The sequence below is a fragment of the Variovorax sp. P1_H2 genome (assembly GCF_056405295.1).
On record NZ_JBFUCJ010000041.1, the window covers coordinates 1 to 17966 of the forward strand.

Sequence of the window (17966 nt, forward strand, 5' to 3'; positions counted from 1 at the left end):
GAGGCGTTGAGCTCGCCGTCCTCGAACCACTTGTAGAAAGGCGCATCCGACTCGTCGAGCGTGCGCGTGAAGGGCTTGCTCCACACCACGTTGGCCCTGGCCTGGCGGGCCCAGAAGCCGTCGAAGTCGTCCGCCGCCTCCTTGCAGAGGGCGTCGTAGGCCGCCATGCTGGGGATGCGCGCGCCTGCGCTGGCAGTGGCGTCGGGGGGAAACACGCGGGTCTCGATCAAGACCGATTCGATGCGCTTCGATGTGTTCGTCGTCATTGCTTCGTCTCTCTTTCTTCAGTCGATTGAATCGAACAAAGCGCGCAAGTTCGATGCCCATGCGCGAGCGCGCGGCATTGGTTCAATCTGCAACACCTTGCTCCGCTTCGGCACAGCGCCTGGCGCAGTGCGGCCACGCCGCCGTGGAGCACTCCGATCGAAATCCATTGCCTGACAACGACTTGCATCTGCTGGCATGCGCTGGCACGCGCTGGCCCGCCGATTGCGAAGCAGTCCATGCGTTCCTTCCTCAACTTCAACGGAGATGATTTCATGGACATGGCAGAAATGCGCAATCTCGGCATTGCGAACCCCTACAAGCAGCAATACGGCAACTACATCGGCGGCCAGTGGGTCGCGCCGATCGACGGCCAGTACTTCGACAACCTGACGCCGGTGACCGGCCAGCCCTTCACGAGCATTCCGCGCTCGAACGCCAAGGACATCGAGGCGGCGCTGGATGCCGCGCACAAGGCCAAGGCCGCCTGGGGCCGCACCTCGCCAACCGAGCGCGCCAACATCCTGCTGAAGATCGCCGACCGCATGGAGCAGAACCTGCGGACGCTGGCCGTGGCCGAGACGCTCGACAACGGCAAGCCGCTGCGCGAGACCCTGGCCGCCGACATGCCGCTGGCCATCGACCACTTTCGCTACTTCGCATCGTGCGTGCGGGCACAGGAAGGCGGCATCAGCGAGATCGACCACGAGACCTACGCGTACCATTTCCATGAGCCGCTCGGCGTGGTGGGCCAGATCATTCCGTGGAACTTTCCGATCCTGATGGCGGTGTGGAAACTGGCACCGGCACTCGCCGCGGGCAACTGCGTGGTGCTGAAGCCGGCCGAGCAGACGCCGGCGTCGATCCTGGTGCTGATGGAGATCATCGGCGACCTGCTGCCTCCGGGCGTGCTCAACGTCGTCAACGGCTTTGGCCTGGAAGCCGGCAAGCCACTCGCGTCGAGTCCGCGCATCGCCAAGATCGCCTTCACCGGAGAGACCACCACCGGCCGGCTGATCTCGCAGTACGCGAGCCAGAACCTGATCCCGGTCACGCTGGAGCTCGGTGGCAAGTCGCCCAACATCTTTTTCGAGGACGTGCTGGCGGCCGACGACGCCTTCTTCGACAAGGCGCTGGAAGGATTCGCGATGTTCGCGCTGAACCAGGGCGAGGTCTGCACCTGCCCGAGCCGCGCGCTGATCCAGGAATCGATCTACGACCGGTTCATGGAACGCGCGATCAAGCGCGTCGAGGCGATCACGCAGGGCCACCCCCTGGACACCGCCACCATGCTGGGCGCGCAGGCCTCGCAGGAGCAGATGGAAAAGATCCTCACGTACATCGACCTCGGCAAGCAGGAAGGCGCACAGTGCCTGACCGGCGGCGAGCGCAACGTGAAGAACGGCGAGCTGGCGGCGGGCTACTACATCAAGCCGACCGTGTTCAAGGGCCACAACAAGATGCGCATCTTCCAGGAGGAGATCTTCGGGCCGGTGGTGTCGGTGACGACCTTCAAGACCGAGGAGGAGGCCCTCGAGATCGCGAACGACACGCTGTACGGCCTGGGCGCCGGCGTGTGGAGCCGCGACGGCGCTCGTGCCTTCCGCATGGGCCGCGGCATCCAGGCCGGCCGCGTGTGGACCAACTGCTATCACCAGTACCCGGCCCATGCGGCCTTCGGCGGCTACAAGCAGTCGGGCATCGGCCGCGAGAACCACAAGATGATGCTCGACCACTACCAGCAGACCAAGAACCTGCTGGTGAGCTACAGCCCGAACAAGCTGGGCTTCTTCTGAGCGGGCAGCCCATGGCGTCCGGCACGCAATCGCACGAACCGGCCACGGCCCGGGTGGGTCGCGTGTCCGTGACGCCGGCCGCGCAGGCGCTCATCGAGCGCCTGCGCGCGCAGCATGGCCCGTTGATGTTCCACCAGTCGGGGGGCTGCTGCGATGGCAGCGCGCCGATGTGCTTCGCCCTGGGCGAGTTCATCACGGGCGATGCCGACATCTGCCTCGGCGAGATCGCGGGCACGCCCTTCTACATGAGCCGATCCCAGTTCGAGTACTGGGAGCACACGCACCTGATCATCGATGCGGTGCCCGGCAACGGCGGGATGTTCTCGCTGGAACGCCCGACCGGACTGCGCTTCCTGACGCGCTCGCGGCTGTACGAAGACGCCGAATGGCAGGCCCTGGAGGCGCAGGGCCGGCCGTAGCCGGACCCTGGCCCCTGTCGCTTCAAGGCGCCAGCCAGGCGACGTTGGCGCGTTCGAACATCTTGCGCAGCCGCCCGCTGCCGGCGAGCTCGTCGACTGCGGCTTGCAGTGCCTGCGCCAGGTCTGCCGCGTCCTTCTTCACCGCCATTCCCACCGCCCAGCCATTGCGTTGGGCGCGCGGCGACGGCAGGGGCGCGATCGCGAAGCGCGCATCGCCACGCAACACCGACTCCATCTCCGACGCCAGACCCGCGGCCGCGGCCACCTCGCCACGCTGCAGGGCGCGCGCGGCCTCGGTGCCGTCCTTCCATTGCGTGCTGAGCTGGTTGCGATAGGCTCCGCCATCGGCGCCGATCATCAGCCAGCCGGCCAGCGTCTGCCCAGGAACGGCCACCTTCGCATCGCCCAGGGCCGACAGGGAATCGAGTTGCGGCAGGCGATCGAGCTGCCGTGCCAGCACGACGCGCYCGCGCCAGTACGGCGCAAGGATGCGGGCCTGCGGCGTCTCGTCGATCAGCGGCTTGTCGACCGGCACGTGCATGAGCACGTCGGCCGGACCGAAGCCCAGGTAGTGCCCGCGCCACACCATGTTGCGCAGGTCGTCACCCATGTTCTCGTCGGCGTTGAAAGGCAGCACCGACAGCTTGACGCCAAGCGCGTCCGCCAGCGCCTGGGCCAGCTCCACGTCGATGCCCTTGCCGTCGACGTGGAACGGCGGCATGTCCTTGTAGAGCGCCACGGTGAGCGTCCCGCGCTCGCGGATGCGGTCCAGCGGCGCGGCGCTCGAGACCCCTGGAGCGCCGGCCAGGCCGGCCGCACCGAGCCAACGCAGGCAGTCGCGTCGCGACGGCAGAGAGGCGTGCATGGTCGGCTCCTACATCGGCTTGTCGCGACGGGTCTCGAGGTAGGCCTTGATCGACCAGATGGCCTCCTGGCTCATCATGCCTTCGAACGGCGGCATGTAGACCGCGCCGTTGCGCGTGCGGCCGTGGCGCACGGTGTTCAGGAAGTAGTCGTCGATCTCCTTGATGCAGGCGGCCTTCTTCGCGGCATCCTTCAGCGCCGCGCAGTCGTTGTCGATCTTGCGCAGATCGGGAGCGATGCCGCCGGAGATCGCCTCGATGCCATGGCAGCGCGCGCAATTCTGGTTGTAGGCGGAGGTACCGATCTTGATGGCGGACCCATTTCCGCGATAGGGGTTCTCCGGGCGCCACTCCTTGCCCAGTTCGGGCAGCCCGGTGGTGTCCACGGCTTGCGGCGTCACGTCGCCATGCGACCAGGCCAGGGTGGCGCCGGTCATGCAGGCCGCTGCAGCCAACAGCGCGCCGGCCTTGCGGGCCGCCCGGCTCCATGGTGCCTTCTGGCGACGCAGGCTGCTCAGGGGCCGCCCTTCCTTCGGATCGAAACTCGTCATGTCAGTCTCCGTTCATCAAAATGTAGAAACATGGCCGAATCCGCAAACGCCGTGCCACGCCGAGTTGTTGCAGGCAGGTACACAAATTGCGTGGAAAGTCCCGGCATGTGGCATCCTTGCCGTCTGGCAGCCGGCGTGTAACAGCGGGGTTCGGCTTGCGCTGTATCAAAACGGGACACATTGGCCGACGACACAATGCTTTTCGAACGAGACAAGCTGCTCGCATAGAGGCAGAGGAGACAGACAATGGTTGACACCCACCGTGCGCTGGCCACGAGTGCCAGGACCTGGACCACGCCCGCAGTGCTACCCGTCCCCCAGCAGCCGGCGCGTACGGAGTTGATCGAGCAGTGGCATCAACGCTGCTCGGCGCTCGGCCTGACGCGCATCGAGCGGCCCGACTTCGAGCCCTTGACGCGCAGCGATCTCACCGTGGCGCGGGAACGAAACCAGCGCCTGTTCACCCACGCCGCGCCGGTGATGGAAATGCTGTTCGAGCAGATCGTCAACACCGAAAGCATGATCGTGCTGGCCGACGTGACAGGCACCATCCTTCATTCCGTCGGCGACGACAAGTTCCTGCAGCGCGCCGACAAGGTCGCCCTGACGCCGGGCGTCAACTGGGCGGAACACTCCAAGGGCACCAACGCCATCGGCACCGCGCTGTTCGAGGAGGCTCCCACCGTGGTCCACGGCGGCGAGCATTTCATCCACGCCAACCACTTCCTCACCTGCTCGGCGGCGCCCATCTTCGACCCGCGCGGCAACATGCTCGGCGTCCTCGACGTCACCGGTGACCAGCGTTCCTACCACCAGCACACGATGGGCCTGGTGCGCATGTCGGCGCGCATGATCGAAAACCAGTGGTTGTCCGACGACTATGGCAACCGGCTTCGCCTGCACTTCCACAGCCGCGTGGAGTTCATCGGCACGCTGCTCGAGGGCATCATCGTGGTCGGCGCGGACGGCAAGATCCTCGGCGCCAATCGCAGCGCGCTCGACCAGCTCGACATGAGCAGCGCCGCGCTGCGCATGCACAGCCTCACCAGCCTGTTCGGCACGACCGCTTCGGCGGTGTTCGACCACTTCCGCACGCCCTTGCCCGTGCCGATGATGCTGAGCCTTGCCGGCGGGCGGCAGTTTCATGTCAACGCACGGTTCAACGGGCCCCAGCGTTCGATGGTCATGGAGCCGTCCTTTTCCCAGGCTGCAGCCGAGGTCGTCGACCACCGGGCGGCCGCGGGCGACAGCAGCAGGCGCTCCGGCACGCTGGCGGGCGACACGGCGAACTCCGCGGACGGCACGCTGTTCTCGGGCCTGCACTATCTGAACACTGGCGATCCGCAGATCGGTGCGCTGGTGCGGAAGGTGCAACGCGTCATCAACCGCGACATTCCGCTGCTGATTCTCGGCGAGACAGGCACCGGCAAGGAGTTGCTGGCGCGGGCCGTCCACCAGGATTCCAACCGGGCCAAGYAGCCCTTCGTGGCCGTCAACTGTGCGTCGATTCCCGAGTCGCTGATCGAGGCCGAACTGTTCGGCTACGAAGACGGCGCCTTCACCGGCGCGCGCCGCAAGGGCGCGGTCGGCCGAATCGTGCAGGCCAATGGCGGCACCTTGTTCCTCGACGAGATCGGCGACATGCCGCTGGCCCTGCAGGCCCGTCTGCTGCGTGTGCTGCAGGAGCGCAACGTGACGCCACTGGGCAGTCTCAAGTCGATTCCAGTGGACATCGCCGTGATCGGCGCGACGCACCGCAAGCTGCGCGACATGATCGAAGCGGGCTCGTTCCGCGAAGACCTCTATTACCGCCTGAACGGCCTCGTGGTGAAGCTGCCTGCACTGCGCGAGCGTTGCGACCTCGACGTGGTGGCGCGCCGCATCCTGCTGGCCGAGTGCCCGCACGGCACACCGGACATCAGCGCGCCGGTGATGTCGCTTTTCAAGGCCTACGCCTGGCCGGGCAACGTGCGCCAGCTCGCCAACGTCCTGCGCACGGCGTCCGTCATGGCCGCCGGCGAAGGCCAGATCGCCGAGCACCATCTTTCGGATGACTTCCTGGAGGATGTGCGGTGCTTGCGACAGGGGCGGGAGCCCGCCGCTTCGGTGGCGATGCCTGTCGCGTCACCCGCGGCCCAGGCTGCTGTCCCTGTGCATTCCCCGGCCCTGCCCGAGGAGCGCGCAGCGCAGCCGATCGTCGCGCCGGCGCCGCCAGCCACCATGGCCGAGGCCGCCGCGCCCCGCACGCTCGGCGAGTCCGAGGTCGAGCTGATCCGAAACGCCCTTGCCGCTGCCAACGGGAACATCTCGGTGGCGTCGAAGCATCTCGGCATCAGCCGCAACACCATCTATCGCAAGCTTCGCTGGGCCAAGTGAAGCGCGCGGGCGCACGGCGGTCCTTCAGGGATTACCCTGTACCGCCGTCGCACGGGCGGTGTACCAGCCTGGAACACCACGCGTCGGCGCCTGCCATCGCAGGCCTGCCGACGGCGCAAGCACGCCCTCCCAAGCCTTCGGCATAAGGGCAATCCCGAGTCTTTTCGCGCGCGCTGCGCCATGCCGCCGCGGGCACGCGATTTGCGGAACAGCACCGGCACCACAAGGCAATTCCGCCTGGGCCTGTTCCGCAACGAAGGAGACTCCATGCAATGGTCGCAACCCGCGTTTGAAGACATGCGCTTCGGCTTCGAGATCACGATGTACATCTCGCACCGCTGAGCTGTTCAAGCCGGCGGCGGTACGGCCTCTGACCGCCCTGCCGCCGGCCCGAATCTTCTCTCTCTCTCTCTCTCTCTTCATCATGAAAATACTCGTGCTCGGATCCGGCGCCGGCGGCGGATTTCCGCAATGGAACTGCAACTGCCGGCAATGCGCCGGCCAGCGCCTTGGCGGACTCACCGCCCATGCGCGCACCCAGAGCTCGATCGCCGTGTCGAGCGACGGCGAATCGTGGGTGCTGCTCAATGCCTCGCCCGACATCGGCCAGCAGTTGCGCAGCCATCCGCAACTGCATCCGCGCCAGGGCCTGCGCAACACGCCGATCAAGGCGGTGGTGTTGATGGATGCGCAGATCGACCATGTCACCGGCCTGCTCGGCATGCGCGAAGGCCCGTGCATCGACATCTATGCGACGCCCTGCGTCTTCGAGGACCTGACCACCGCCTTCCCGGTGCTCAGCGTGCTCGAACACTATTGCGGCACCCGCTGGCACATGCTGCCGGTGGCCGGCACCGAGACAAGTGCCGCCTTCACGGTCGACGGGTTTGCGTCGCTGCGCTTCACCGCAGTGGCCATTCCGGGCAAGGCCCCACCCTACTCGCCACACCGCCGCGAGCAAACGGTCGGAGACAACATCGCGCTGCTGATCGAAGACCTCGATGAGGGCGGGCGCCTGTTCTATTCGCCGGGCCTGGCGGAGGTCGGCGCGCACGAACTGCAGTGGATGCACGGGGCCGACTGCCTGCTCGTCGACGGCACCTTCTGGGTCGAGGACGAGATGCAGCACGCCGGCCTCAGCAGCAAGACGGCCAGCGAGATGGGCCATCTGCCGCAGATCGGCAGCGACGTCCGCATCGGCATGGTCGACGTGATGCTGGCCACCGCCGCGCGCCGCAAGGTGCTCATTCACATCAACAACAGCAACCCGATCCTGGACGAGGCGAGCGTGCAGCGCCGCATGCTCGAAAGCCATGGCATCGAAGTGGCCTACGACGGCATGGAGATCACGCTATGACGGAAACAACACTGGCGGCCCACCTGAACCCGCGCGAGGCGGCACGATACGAACTGCAGCGCCTGTGGGCCTCCGACGAGTTCGAGGCCCGCCTGCGCGCCTGCGAGTCGCGCTACCACATCCACCATCGCTTCAACCAGCGGCTCAATCGCGGCGAACTGCAACCGTTCCAGGTACGCGCCTGGGTGGCCAACCGCTTCTATTACCAGGTGAGCATTCCGCGCAAGGACGCGGCGGTGATGTCCAACTGCGACGACCGGGCCGAGCGCCGTCGCTGGATCCTGCGCATGCTCGACCACGACGGCCGTGGCGACTACACGGGCGATGACGCCGGCGGCATCGAGGCCTGGGTCCGCCTCGGCGAGGCCGCGGGCCTGGACCCGATCGACCTCTGGTCGCATCGCCACGTGCAACCGGCCGTGCGCTTTGCGGTCGACGCCTATGTCAACTTCGCGCGGCAGCGTCCGTGGGAGGAAGCCGCCATCTCGTCGCTGACCGAGATGTTCGCGCCGAAGATCCATGCCGACCGCCTGGCCGGCTGGCCTGCGCTGTACCCGTGGATCGACGCCCGGGGTCTGGCCTACTTCCGCAGCCGCATCCCGCTCGCCACGCGCGATGTCGAACACGGACTCGACGTCGCGCGGCGCTGGTGCACCACGCGCGCGCGCCAGGAGCGCGCGCTGGCCATCCTGCACTTCAAGCTCGACATCCTCTGGTCGATGCTCGACGCCATCGAGCGCGCCTATCCCGACGACATGCCCGAGGCCCAACGACCATGATCACGCCCGACGCCCACCCCCGCATGTCGGCGCTGTACCGGATGCAGTTCGAGCCGACGCAGGACAGCTGGGTCCTGCTCTATCCTGAGGGGATGGTGCGCCTCAACGGCCCGGCCGCCGAGATCCTGCAGCGCTGCGACGGTCGGCGCAGCGTGGACGAGATCGTCACCGAGCTCGAGATCGCCTTCGCGCCGACAGCTCTGCGCAACGACGTGGTCGACTTCCTGAGCCAGGCGCTGCAACGCGGCTGGCTGCAGGAGGCGCGACCATGACATCCCCGGGCCACGGCACGGTACGGCCGCCGCTCTGGCTGCTGGCGGAGCTGACCTATCGCTGCCCACTGCACTGCGCCTTTTGCTCGAACCCGGTCGACTATGCGCGTCACGATGAAGAACTCGACACCGCGAGCTGGCGGCGCGTGCTGGCCGAAGCACGCGCGCTCGGCGCCGTGCAGCTCGGCTTCTCGGGCGGCGAGCCGCTGCTGCGCGACGACCTCGAGGAACTCGTGGCGCACGCACGTGGGCTCGGCTTCTATACCAACCTCATCACGTCCGGCGTGGGCCTCACCAGCGCGCGCGCCAAAGCCCTCAAGGCGGCCGGCCTCGACCATATCCAGCTTTCGTTCCAGGACTCGACGCGCGAGCTCAACGACTTCCTGAGCTCCACGAAGACATTCGAACTGAAATCGAAGGTCGCCGGCATCATCAAGGCCGAGGGCTACCCGATGGTGCTGAACTGCGTGATGCACCGCTTCAACCTGCAGCATGTCGACCGCATCATCGAGATGGCCGAGCGCATGGGCGCGGACTTCCTCGAACTGGCCAACACCCAGTACTACGGCTGGGCCTGGCTCAACCGCGCCGCGCTGATGCCGACGGCGGCCGAACTGCGCGAGGCGGAGGCCATCGTCCAGACGTACCAGGCAAGGCTGGCCGGCCGGATGAAGATCATCTGGGTCTCGCCCGACTATGCGGACGCCAAGCCCAAGCCCTGCATGGCCGGCTGGGGCACGGTGTTCATGGTCGTCGCGCCGGATGGTGTTGCCATGCCTTGCCACAGCGCCCGCATGCTGCCCGGTCCGGCGCTGCCGAACCTGCAGTCGATGTCCGTGCGCGAAGCCTGGCACGACACCGAAGCCTTCAACCGCTACCGCGGCCAGGCCTGGATGGACCCGACCTGCAGCGGTTGCGACGAACGGCATCATGATTTCGGCGGCTGCCGCTGCCAGGCCTTTCTGGTCACGGGGGACGCGGCGGCGGCCGACCCCGTATGCCCGAAGAGCGCGCATCGCGGCCGCATTGACGACATGCTCGACGCGGCCGCCGTGGCGCGCGCCGACGGCGCGTCCACGCACACCTTGCGCTTCGTGCCGGGTGCCAGGCGCGGCGCGGGCCTGGTGTTCCGCAGCGACGAGAACTCGCTCGCCTGCAGCGCGGCGGGGGCCCTCGCTTGCTGAAGATCCACGGCCTCACGCAACGCTACGGGACGCGCGTCGCGCTGGATGCGCTGAGCCTGTCGATCGCACGCGGCGGCTTCGTCGTGCTTCTGGGGCCCAATGGGGCGGGCAAGTCGACGCTGTTCCAGGTGCTGACCGGCCTGTTCGCGGCCGATGAGGGCGATGTCGAGGTGGCCGGCCTGTCGATGCGCACCGACGCCCGCCGGGCGCTGGCGCACATCGGCGTGGTGTTCCAGCAGCAGTCGCTGGACCTCGACCTGAGCGTTGCGCGCAACCTGCAATTCCATGCCGAGCTGCAAGGCCTGCCGTCGCATGTGTCGCGCGAGCGCATTGCCTTCGAGGCGGCGCGCTTCGGACTCATGGCGGACATGCAGCGCAGCGTGCGGGAACTGTCGGGCGGCAACCGGCGCAAGGTCGAGCTGGTGCGCGCCCTGCTGCACCGGCCCGATCTGCTGCTGATGGACGAAGCCACGGTCGGGCTCGACCCCCAATCGCGCCGCGATCTGGTCGACGGCTTGCAGGACGAGGTCGGCCAACGCGGCCTGACAGTGCTGTGGGCGACGCATCGGGTATCGGAAGCCGAGCACGCCGACCGCGTGCTGGTACTGCACCGCGGCCGCCTGCTCGCCAATGGCCCCCCCGCCGACGTCAAGGCCGCCCTGGGCGGCGCGACGCTGGAGGCGGCGTTCCTGAACGCCACGCGATAGCCCTCCCCCTTCGAGACAAGACCGCATGATCAAGCACATCCTCGCCCTGCTGACGCTCGCCGCCGCGCTCATCACGCTGCCTGCGGCAGCCAGAGACAGCCAGCTCGCCTTCGTCTCCAGCGAGAAGGACCACGCGATCACCATGGTGGACCTGAAGACGCTGGCCGTCGTCGGCGTCATCCCGACCTGCAAGCGTCCGCGCCACATGCAAAGACTGAACGGCGACACCCAGCTGATGGTGGCCTGCAGCGACTCGGGCCGCGCCGACATCATCGACCTGGCGACGCGCAAGTCGGTCGCGAGCGCGCCGCTCGGCGACGATCCGGAGGTGTTCGACCTCTCGGCCGACGGCAGCACCGCCTATGTGTCGGCCGAGGATGACGGCACGCTCAACGTGTTCGACCTGAGGACGAAGAAACGGGTCAAGGGCGTGCCCGTCGGCAAGGAACCCGAAGGTGTCAAGGTGTCGCCCGACGGCAAGCGCGTGTACGTGAGCTCGGAGGTCGCGAACATGGTGCATGTCATCGACGCCGGCACGCTCGAGGTGATCCGGAACATCCCGGTCGGCCAACGCCCGCGCCGCTTCGCCTTCTCGGCCGACGGCAGCGAGCTGTGGGTGACCAACGAGCTGGGCAGCAGCGTCAGCGTGATCTCGACCGGCGAGCTGAGGGTGCTGGCCACCGTCCCCTTCGCGGTCAAGGGCCTGCGGCCGGACGACATCACGCCGGTCGGCATCGCCTTGTCGCGGGATGGCAAGACGATGTACGTCGGGCTGGGCCGTGCCAACCAGGTGGCCTTCGTCGACGTGGCGTCGCGCACCACGAGGGCCCTGGCGCTGGTGGGCAAGCGGGCCTGGGGCGTGGCGGTCAATCGGGAGGGTTCACGGCTCTTCGTCGTCAACGGCTTGTCGGACGACATGACGGTGGTCGATGCCGCCACCGCGAAGCCGATCAAGACCATCGCCGTCGGACGCGTGCCTCACACGGTGGTCGTCGATGACTGAAATGAAACACCCCCCGAAGCGCCTACGGCGCCTCCCCCCTCAAGGGGGGCGATACCGGCGGCCCGGCAAAGCCGGTTCCGCGGTATCCCTGGTATCGAACTGCGCCGGTTTCATGCGTCGTGGGTCGCGCACCGCGCGGTGGAGCAACTAGGATGAAACACCCCCGAAGCGCCTGCGGCGCCGCCCCCTCGAGGGGGCGATACCAGCGGCCCGGCAAAGCCGGTTCCGCGGTATCCCTGGCATTGGCTGCGCCGGTTTCATGCGTCGCGGGTCACGCGATCACGTGGTGGAGCACTGAGTTGGCTCGGCGCACGATCGCGGCGCTGGCCCTGGCACTGGCACTGGCGCTGGCCGGCGCCTCGGCCTGTGCCGCAACCTTGACGCTCGGCATCGTGCAGCGCGCCGATGACGATCGCCTGGAGCCGGCGCGCGTCGCGCTCGCCTACCCGGGCCAGCCCGGCGGGCGCGCACGCGACGGCGTCGACCTGGCCATCCAGGAGCGCCGGTTCGAGCTGGACACAGCGGGCTTGCAGGTGGCCGTCATCGTGCGCGCGGCCCGATCGGCGGACGATGCAGCCATGCAATTGCGCCAGCTCGAAGGGACCGGCACGGCGGCTGCCCTGCTCGACCTTCCTGCGGCATGGATCGCCGGCGCGTCGGCCGCGACCGCCCTGCCCCTGCTCAATGTCGGCGACAGCGCCGATGCGTCGCGCCAGCAAGGCTGTCGAGCCAACCTGTTCCACACGCTGCCGAGCGAGCGCATGCGCGCGGATGCCCTGGCGCAGGCCTTGCTCGCCCGCAAGTGGATGCGCGTGCTGCTGATCTCCGGTCCGCGACCCGAGGATGCCAGCCGGCTTGCCCTGGCGCAGGCCGCGCTGAAGCGCTACGGCCTGAAGGCCGTGGCGACCAAGGCCTTCACGCTCTCCGCCGACCCGCGCGAGCGCGAATCGGCCAACCCCTTGCTGCTGACCGGCATCGCGGCCGTGGGCGGCGACTATGACGTCGCCTGGGTGGTCGACAGCGATGGCGAGTTCGCGCGCACATTGCCCTGGCGCATCGCACTGCCGCGCCCGGTGGTCGGCGATGCCGGCATGAGCGCACTGGCCTGGGCGCCGCATTTCGAGCGCTATGGCGCGCCGCAGCTCGCGCGCCGCTTCGTCCGGGCGACGCAACGCCCGATGACCAGCCACGACTGGGCGGCCTACATCGCCACCAAGGCTTTGTTGAATGCCGCGCTGGAACAGCCCGCGGCACCCACGGCCGCGAGGCTGAACGCTTCGCTCAACCAGCCTGGCCTCACGCTCGACGGCTTCAAGGGCGTTCGCCTGAGCTTCCGTGCCTGGGACCATCAGTTGCGCCAGCCGATGCTGCTGAGCGATGGCGTCGCCGTGATCGGCACCGCACCGGTCGACGGCGTCATGCACGCGAGGAACGTGCTCGACACGCTCGGCACCGACGCGCCGGAATCGCCATGCAAGGGCGCGCCATGACGCGCGCCGGGCGCCAAGTCGACATCGGCCACGCGCTGCAGGCGATGCGCGCCATCGTCATGCGCGAGCTGCTCAAGTTCTGGCAGCAGAAGGCGCGCCTCGTCTCGGCGCTGGTGCGGCCGGTGCTGTGGCTCGCGGTGTTCGCGGCCGGGTTTCGCAATGTTTTCGGCGTCGCGATCGTCGAGCCCTACGACACCTACATCCCCTACGACGTCTACATCGCCCCGGGGTTGATCGGCATGGTGCTGCTGTTCAACGGCATGCAGTCTTCGCTGGCCATGGTGTACGACCGCGAGATGGGCCTGATGCGGCTGCTGCTGACTGCGCCGCTGCCGCGCTGGTGGCTTCTGCTGTCGAAGATGCTCGCCACCGCGCTGCTCAGCCTGGTGCAGGTGCTGGCCTTCGTCGCGGTGGCCGCGCTGCTCGGCACCACCCTGCCGATGGAACCGCTCGCGTTGCTGCATGCCCTCCTCGCCACGCTCGCCTCGGCGCTGATGCTGGCTTCGCTCGGCCTGCTGCTCTCCGTCCATGTGCGGCAGCTGGAGAACTTCGCCGGCACGATGAACTTCGTGATCTTCCCGATGTACTTCCTTTCCACCGCGCTCTACCCGCTGTGGAAGCTCGAGGAGTCGGGCGCGACCTGGGTGTATCGGATGGCGCAGTTCAACCCGTTCACGCATGCGGTCGAGTGGATCCGATTTGCGCTCTACGACAAGGACCCGGGCAGCGCGCCGCTGGTCGTGCTGGGCACGCTCGCCGTGTGCTTCCTGCTGGCCTGCCGGGGCTACGACCCGCAGCGCGGCTTCGGCGGGCTGACGCAGCGGGGCGCCCCATGACGACACGGCGCAGCCTGCTGCGCCTCGGCGCATCGTGGGCGGCTGTCACGGCCTCTCCGTGGGTTCGTGCGCAGCCAGCGGACGCCGCGTTCCCGCAGCGTCCCCTGTTCCTGTGGGTGCCATGGTCCGCCGGCGGCGGCACGGACCTCAGCCTGCGCGTGCTGGCCGAACTGGCGGGTCGCCGACTGGGCCAGCCCGTCGTCATCGAGAACCGCGGGGGTGCCGGCGGCACGCTCGCCATGCCGATCCTGCAGCAGTCCCTGCCCGACGGCTACACGCTGGCGCAGATGCCGCAGCCGGTATTTCGCGCGCCCTGGACGCAGAAAGTTGCCTGGGACCCGATCCGCGACACCACGCCGATCATCCAGGTGAGCGGCGTGACCTTCGGCTTGCTCGTTCCCGCGGCCAGCCCGCTGCGCAGCGTGGCCGACCTGCTGGCCGATGCAGCGGCGAACCCGGGCCGGATGACGATCGCGACCAATGGCGTCGGCACCACGCCCCACGTCGTGCTCGACGCGCTGTTCGCCGGACACGGGCTGAGCTTCATCCACGTGCCGTACAAGGGCGCGGCCGAGCAGTTGATCGCGCTCTCGTCCGGCCAGGTCATGGCCGGCGTCAACGCCAACGGCTTTGCCCCTTTCGTCGATTCGGGCCGCCTGCGCCTGCTGGCGACCTTTGGCGCGGCCCGCTCGCGGCGCTGGCCCGATGTGCCGACCATGAGCGAACTGGGCCACGGCATCGTCGCCATGTCGCCCTATGGCCTGGCCGGGCCGCGCGGCGTGCCCGAGCCCATCGTGCGACGGCTGCACGACGCCTTCAAGAGCGCGCTGTTCGACCCGCGGCACATCGCCGAACTGGCCAAGAACGACCAGGAGGTCGTCTACCTCGACAGCGCCGACTACGGCCTCAGCATGCGCGAGGCCTATGCCGCCGAGAAACGCACCGTGGAGCGCCTGGGTCTCGGCCCGACGTGACGACGATGTCGCGACTGTGGGTCGTCTGGCTCATTGCATTCCTGCAAGGCCTCGCGAGCAATGCACAGGCCGGGGTGATGACGCGCGCCACCCTGCAGCAACGCCTCCCCGCGCCGCTGGTGGTCGGCGAGCAGGACGCGCAGCTCCCGGTCTGGCCCATCTTCAAGCAGGATGCGACCGCGACGGCGCTGGCAGGCTATGTGTTCGAGTCGATCGACTTCGCGGCCATCCCCGGCTTCTCCGGCACGCCGTTCAACCTGCTGGTCGCGCTCGACCCCAAGGGCGGTTTCCTCGACGTGCAGGTGCTTTCGCAGCACGAGCCGGTCTTTCTCGAAGGGCTGGGCGAAGCGCCGCTCATTCGCTTTGCCGCCCAGTACCAGGGGCTGTCGCTGCAGCAGAACATCAAGATCGGCTCGAACGCCAATCGTGGCGAGGAGCGCGGCAGCGCCAACGTCTACATCGACGGCGTGGCCAAGGCGACGGCCTCGGTGCGGATCCTCAACCAGAGCCTGCTGTCGTCCGCGCTGCACGTGGCGCGCGCCAGGCTCGGCTTTGCGCCCGGGCGCGACCCGGAGCTGGTTGCGCGGGTGCGGCGCGACACCTTTGCACCGATGCAGTGGGACGCGTTGCTGAAGGCCGGCCTGATCCGGCACGCGCGAATCACCCTGGGTACGGTCGAGAAGGCATTCGAAGGCAGCGGTGTCGAGCAGCCCATCGCCGGCGCGGCGGGCGACACTTTCTGCGACCTCTACGTCGCCTACCTCAACGCGCCGCCGGTCGGCCGCAACCTGCTGTCGGATGCCGGCTGGCAGCACTTGCTCGGGCGCATCGACGACGGCGACCATGCCCTGCTGGTGATCGCCTCAGGCCCCTACACCTTCGTCGGCGACAAGTTCGTGCGCGGCGCGGTGCCCGACCGGCTGACGCTGAAACAAGGCGACCTGCCCCTGGAGTTGCGTGACCTCGACCTGGACGACGCGCTCGCGTTGCCGGCGAGTCTGCGCGGTGCCGAAGCGAAAGTCTTCCGCGTGATCGGCCCGGCCGGCCTCGACCCGGCGCAGACGCTGGATTTCTCGCTGCGCGTGACGCGCGACAAGGGCATGGTCTACCCCGAGCGCATCAGCCGCAGCTTTGCGCTGCCCTACACGCTGCCTGCCAGCCAGCTGACCCTGCCCGACACCGACAGCAAGGGCTGGCACGGGATCTGGCGCGCGCGCGCCTGGGAGCTGGCGGTGCTGGCCGGTGCACTGGCATTGCTGACGGTGGTCCTGGCCCGGCCGCGATGGATCGTCGCCACGCCGACACGGCTGGCGCGCTTGCGCACCGGCTACCTCGTCTTCACGCTCGGCTTCATCGGCTGGTTTGCGCAGGGGCAGTTGTCGATCGTCAACCTCACGGCGCTGATCCAGGCGGCCCGGGCCGGGCGCGACCTGGCCTTCTTCCTGCACGACCCGATGACGGTGGCGTTGTGGGCGTTCGTCGCGGCGACGCTGGTGGTGTGGGGACGCGGCACCTTCTGCGGCTGGCTCTGCCCGTTCGGCGCCATGCAGGAACTGGTGGGCCAGGCTGCGCGACGCGCCGGCATCCAGCGCTTCAAGCTGCACCGCGAACTCGATGCGAAGCTCAAGGGGGTCAAGTACGTGGTGCTGGCGGCCATCATCGGGCTGGCCGTGGTGTCGCCGACATGGACCGACCGGGCGGTGGAGATCGAACCCTTCAAGACCGCGATCACGCTGAACTTCGTGCGTTCATGGCCCTTCGTGGCGTGGGCGCTTGGCTTGTTGCTCGTGAACGCCGTTCTCTACAAGGGATTCTGCCGCTACCTGTGCCCGCTGGGTGCAGGGCTGAGCCTGCTCGGCCGCCTGCGCCTGCTGCGATGGATTCCACGCCGCAGCGAATGCGGCACGCCGTGTCAGACCTGCCGCCATCGCTGCGAGTACCAGGCCATCCGGCCCGGCGGCGCGATCGTCTACGAAGAGTGCTTCCAGTGCCTGGACTGCGTGGCGATCCACGACAGTCCCGAGCGCTGCGCGCCGCTGATCGCCCTTCGACGCGACCGGGTCATCGCGATCCGCCCGTTGCCGGCATCGATCCGGAGCGACGCATGAAGCGGCGCCAGTGGCTGCGCGCCACGCTGGGGCTGGGTGCGTTGGCCGGTGTCACGGGCCTGGCACCTGCGCTGAGCTCGCTGCACTGGGGCCGGCGTTCGATGCTGGGCTTCGGCACCACGCTCTCGTTGCAAGCCGGGCATGAAGATTCGCAGGTGCTGGACCGCGCGCTCGATGCGGGGACGCAGGCGCTGCGCCGCATCGAGCGCCAGATGAGCCTCTTCGACCCCGGCAGCGCCCTCTCTCTGCTCAACCGCGATGGCCGGCTGCACGCGCCGCCCGCCGAGCTGGTCGACATCCTCGACATTGCCCATGCCGTCTCCCGGGACAGCGATGGCGCCTTCGACGTCACGGTGCAGCCGCTGTGGCTCGCCTTCGACGGGGCGCGGCGCGCAGGACGCCTGCCTGCATCGCGCGAGGTGGACACGGCGCGCGCCAAGGTGGACTGGCGCGCGCTCGACGTCACGCGGCGCCTGATCCGCTTCGACATGCCCGGCATGGGCGCAACGCTCAACGGCATCGCGCAGGGCTATGCGGCCGATCATGTGCGCGCCGTGCTCGCTTCGCACGGCATACGCCATGCGCTGGTGGATGCGGGCGAGTTCGCACCGCTGGGCCGCAACAGCGAGGCAAGGCCCTGGACGCTCGGCATCGCCGACCCGCATGAAGCGTCTGCGTGGATCGCGCGGCTGATGACGGATGGTCGATGCATCGCCACCTCGGCCGACGCCCTCACGAGCTTCAGCGCCGACCGCCGTCATCACCACATCTTCGACCCGCACACCGGCTATTCGCCGCCCGAGCTCTCGGCCGTGACTGTCGCGGCCGACACCGGCGCCATGGCCGACGCCCTCACCAAGGTGTTCTTCGTGGCCGGCCCGTCGCAGGCGCGTGCGCTCGCGCGCCGGTGGAAGGTCGACGCCTTGTGGGTCGACAAGGCCGGCCGCTGGGAAGCCACGCCCGGCCTTCGGCTCGACCGGGCTTGAG

At 68.3% G+C, this 17966-nt stretch carries 18 protein-coding genes; 15 read left to right on the forward strand and 3 right to left on the reverse strand.

Annotated elements, in window-relative coordinates:
• A partial coding sequence (locus tag AC1D2E_RS16025) for an acetyl-coenzyme A synthetase N-terminal domain-containing protein (protein ID WP_478198294.1) occupies window positions 1-266 on the reverse strand: 266 nt, incomplete at its 3' end.
• 273 nt (window positions 267-539) lie between these two features.
• Between AC1D2E_RS16025 and adh the strand changes: the two genes are divergently transcribed.
• Complete coding sequence (adh, locus tag AC1D2E_RS16030; RefSeq protein WP_478198335.1) at window positions 540-2060, forward strand: aldehyde dehydrogenase; 1521 nt, start codon at window positions 540-542, stop codon at window positions 2058-2060.
• A gap of 11 nt (window positions 2061-2071) precedes the next feature.
• Window positions 2072-2479, forward strand: a complete 408-nt coding sequence (locus tag AC1D2E_RS16035; RefSeq protein WP_478198295.1) for a DUF779 domain-containing protein — start codon at window positions 2072-2074, stop codon at window positions 2477-2479.
• 22 nt (window positions 2480-2501) lie between these two features.
• On the opposite strand, the gene AC1D2E_RS16040 is transcribed toward AC1D2E_RS16035, so the two are convergent.
• Window positions 2502-3344 carry a substrate-binding periplasmic protein gene (locus tag AC1D2E_RS16040; protein WP_478198296.1) on the reverse strand — a complete coding sequence of 281 codons (843 nt, stop codon included), beginning with the start codon at window positions 3342-3344 and terminating at the stop codon, window positions 2502-2504.
• Window positions 3345-3353: 9 nt separating this feature from the next.
• Complete coding sequence (pedF, locus tag AC1D2E_RS16045; RefSeq protein WP_478198297.1) at window positions 3354-3893, reverse strand: cytochrome c-550 PedF; 540 nt, start codon at window positions 3891-3893, stop codon at window positions 3354-3356.
• Between the two features lie 246 nt (window positions 3894-4139).
• Between pedF and AC1D2E_RS16050 the strand changes: the two genes are divergently transcribed.
• The 13 genes from AC1D2E_RS16050 to AC1D2E_RS16110 all read left to right on the forward strand — a co-directional run bounded on the left by AC1D2E_RS16050 (window position 4140) and on the right by AC1D2E_RS16110 (window position 17965).
• A complete protein-coding gene (locus AC1D2E_RS16050) occupies window positions 4140-6269 on the forward strand; it encodes a sigma-54-dependent Fis family transcriptional regulator (protein WP_478198298.1) in 2130 nt (709 codons plus the stop codon).
• Between the two features lie 267 nt (window positions 6270-6536).
• On the forward strand, window positions 6537-6611 hold the full coding sequence (gene pqqA / locus AC1D2E_RS16055) for a pyrroloquinoline quinone precursor peptide PqqA (RefSeq protein ID WP_081781751.1): 75 nt from the start codon (window positions 6537-6539) through the stop codon (window positions 6609-6611).
• A gap of 82 nt (window positions 6612-6693) precedes the next feature.
• Complete coding sequence (gene pqqB, locus AC1D2E_RS16060) at window positions 6694-7626, forward strand: pyrroloquinoline quinone biosynthesis protein PqqB (RefSeq protein ID WP_478198299.1); 933 nt, start codon at window positions 6694-6696, stop codon at window positions 7624-7626.
• Window positions 7623-8405, forward strand: a complete 783-nt coding sequence (gene pqqC / locus AC1D2E_RS16065; RefSeq protein WP_478198300.1) for a pyrroloquinoline-quinone synthase PqqC — start codon at window positions 7623-7625, stop codon at window positions 8403-8405. Before pqqB ends, pqqC begins: the two co-directional genes overlap by 4 nt.
• Window positions 8402-8677 (forward strand): pyrroloquinoline quinone biosynthesis peptide chaperone PqqD, encoded by a 276-nt coding sequence (pqqD, locus tag AC1D2E_RS16070; protein ID WP_478176763.1) that lies wholly within the window; start codon window positions 8402-8404, stop codon window positions 8675-8677. The genes pqqC and pqqD overlap by 4 nt, the downstream gene beginning before the upstream one ends.
• Window positions 8674-9861 carry a pyrroloquinoline quinone biosynthesis protein PqqE gene (gene pqqE / locus AC1D2E_RS16075; protein ID WP_478198301.1) on the forward strand — a complete coding sequence of 396 codons (1188 nt, stop codon included), beginning with the start codon at window positions 8674-8676 and terminating at the stop codon, window positions 9859-9861. The genes pqqD and pqqE overlap by 4 nt, the downstream gene beginning before the upstream one ends.
• On the forward strand, window positions 9855-10568 hold the full coding sequence (locus tag AC1D2E_RS16080) for an ATP-binding cassette domain-containing protein (protein ID WP_478198302.1): 714 nt from the start codon (window positions 9855-9857) through the stop codon (window positions 10566-10568). Before pqqE ends, AC1D2E_RS16080 begins: the two co-directional genes overlap by 7 nt.
• Before the next feature lie 25 nt (window positions 10569-10593).
• Entirely contained in the window at window positions 10594-11571 is a 978-nt protein-coding gene (locus AC1D2E_RS16085) for a PQQ-dependent catabolism-associated beta-propeller protein (protein ID WP_478198303.1), read from the forward strand.
• 299 nt (window positions 11572-11870) lie between these two features.
• A complete protein-coding gene (locus tag AC1D2E_RS16090) occupies window positions 11871-13061 on the forward strand; it encodes a type 1 periplasmic-binding domain-containing protein (protein WP_478198304.1) in 1191 nt (396 codons plus the stop codon).
• Complete coding sequence (locus tag AC1D2E_RS16095) at window positions 13043-13897, forward strand: ABC transporter permease (RefSeq protein WP_478198305.1); 855 nt, start codon at window positions 13043-13045, stop codon at window positions 13895-13897. Before AC1D2E_RS16090 ends, AC1D2E_RS16095 begins: the two co-directional genes overlap by 19 nt.
• Window positions 13894-14871, forward strand: coding sequence for a Bug family tripartite tricarboxylate transporter substrate binding protein (locus AC1D2E_RS16100; protein ID WP_478198306.1), 978 nt, complete (start codon window positions 13894-13896; stop codon window positions 14869-14871). The genes AC1D2E_RS16095 and AC1D2E_RS16100 overlap by 4 nt, the downstream gene beginning before the upstream one ends.
• A gap of 5 nt (window positions 14872-14876) precedes the next feature.
• Window positions 14877-16979, forward strand: a complete 2103-nt coding sequence (locus tag AC1D2E_RS16105; protein WP_478198307.1) for a 4Fe-4S binding protein — start codon at window positions 14877-14879, stop codon at window positions 16977-16979.
• Window positions 16976-17965 carry an FAD:protein FMN transferase gene (locus tag AC1D2E_RS16110; protein WP_478198308.1) on the forward strand — a complete coding sequence of 330 codons (990 nt, stop codon included), beginning with the start codon at window positions 16976-16978 and terminating at the stop codon, window positions 17963-17965. Before AC1D2E_RS16105 ends, AC1D2E_RS16110 begins: the two co-directional genes overlap by 4 nt.
• The last annotated feature ends 1 nt before the right edge of the window (window position 17966 follow it).

Coding starts and splice junctions, on each gene's coding strand:
- AC1D2E_RS16035 (WP_478198295.1), top strand. CDS start 2,072: ATGGCGTCCGGCACGCAATCGCACGAACCGGCCACGGCCCGGGTGGGT.
- AC1D2E_RS16085 (WP_478198303.1), top strand. CDS start 10,594: ATGATCAAGCACATCCTCGCCCTGCTGACGCTCGCCGCCGCGCTCATC.
- AC1D2E_RS16095 (WP_478198305.1), top strand. CDS start 13,043: ATGCAAGGGCGCGCCATGACGCGCGCCGGGCGCCAAGTCGACATCGGC.
- AC1D2E_RS16105 (WP_478198307.1), top strand. CDS start 14,877: ATGTCGCGACTGTGGGTCGTCTGGCTCATTGCATTCCTGCAAGGCCTC.
- pedF (WP_478198297.1), bottom strand. CDS start 3,893: ATGACGAGTTTCGATCCGAAGGAAGGGCGGCCCCTGAGCAGCCTGCGT.
- pqqC (WP_478198300.1), top strand. CDS start 7,623: ATGACGGAAACAACACTGGCGGCCCACCTGAACCCGCGCGAGGCGGCA.
- pqqE (WP_478198301.1), top strand. CDS start 8,674: ATGACATCCCCGGGCCACGGCACGGTACGGCCGCCGCTCTGGCTGCTG.
- pqqB (WP_478198299.1), top strand. CDS start 6,694: ATGAAAATACTCGTGCTCGGATCCGGCGCCGGCGGCGGATTTCCGCAA.
- AC1D2E_RS16100 (WP_478198306.1), top strand. CDS start 13,894: ATGACGACACGGCGCAGCCTGCTGCGCCTCGGCGCATCGTGGGCGGCT.
- adh (WP_478198335.1), top strand. CDS start 540: ATGGACATGGCAGAAATGCGCAATCTCGGCATTGCGAACCCCTACAAG.
- AC1D2E_RS16110 (WP_478198308.1), top strand. CDS start 16,976: ATGAAGCGGCGCCAGTGGCTGCGCGCCACGCTGGGGCTGGGTGCGTTG.
- pqqD (WP_478176763.1), top strand. CDS start 8,402: ATGATCACGCCCGACGCCCACCCCCGCATGTCGGCGCTGTACCGGATG.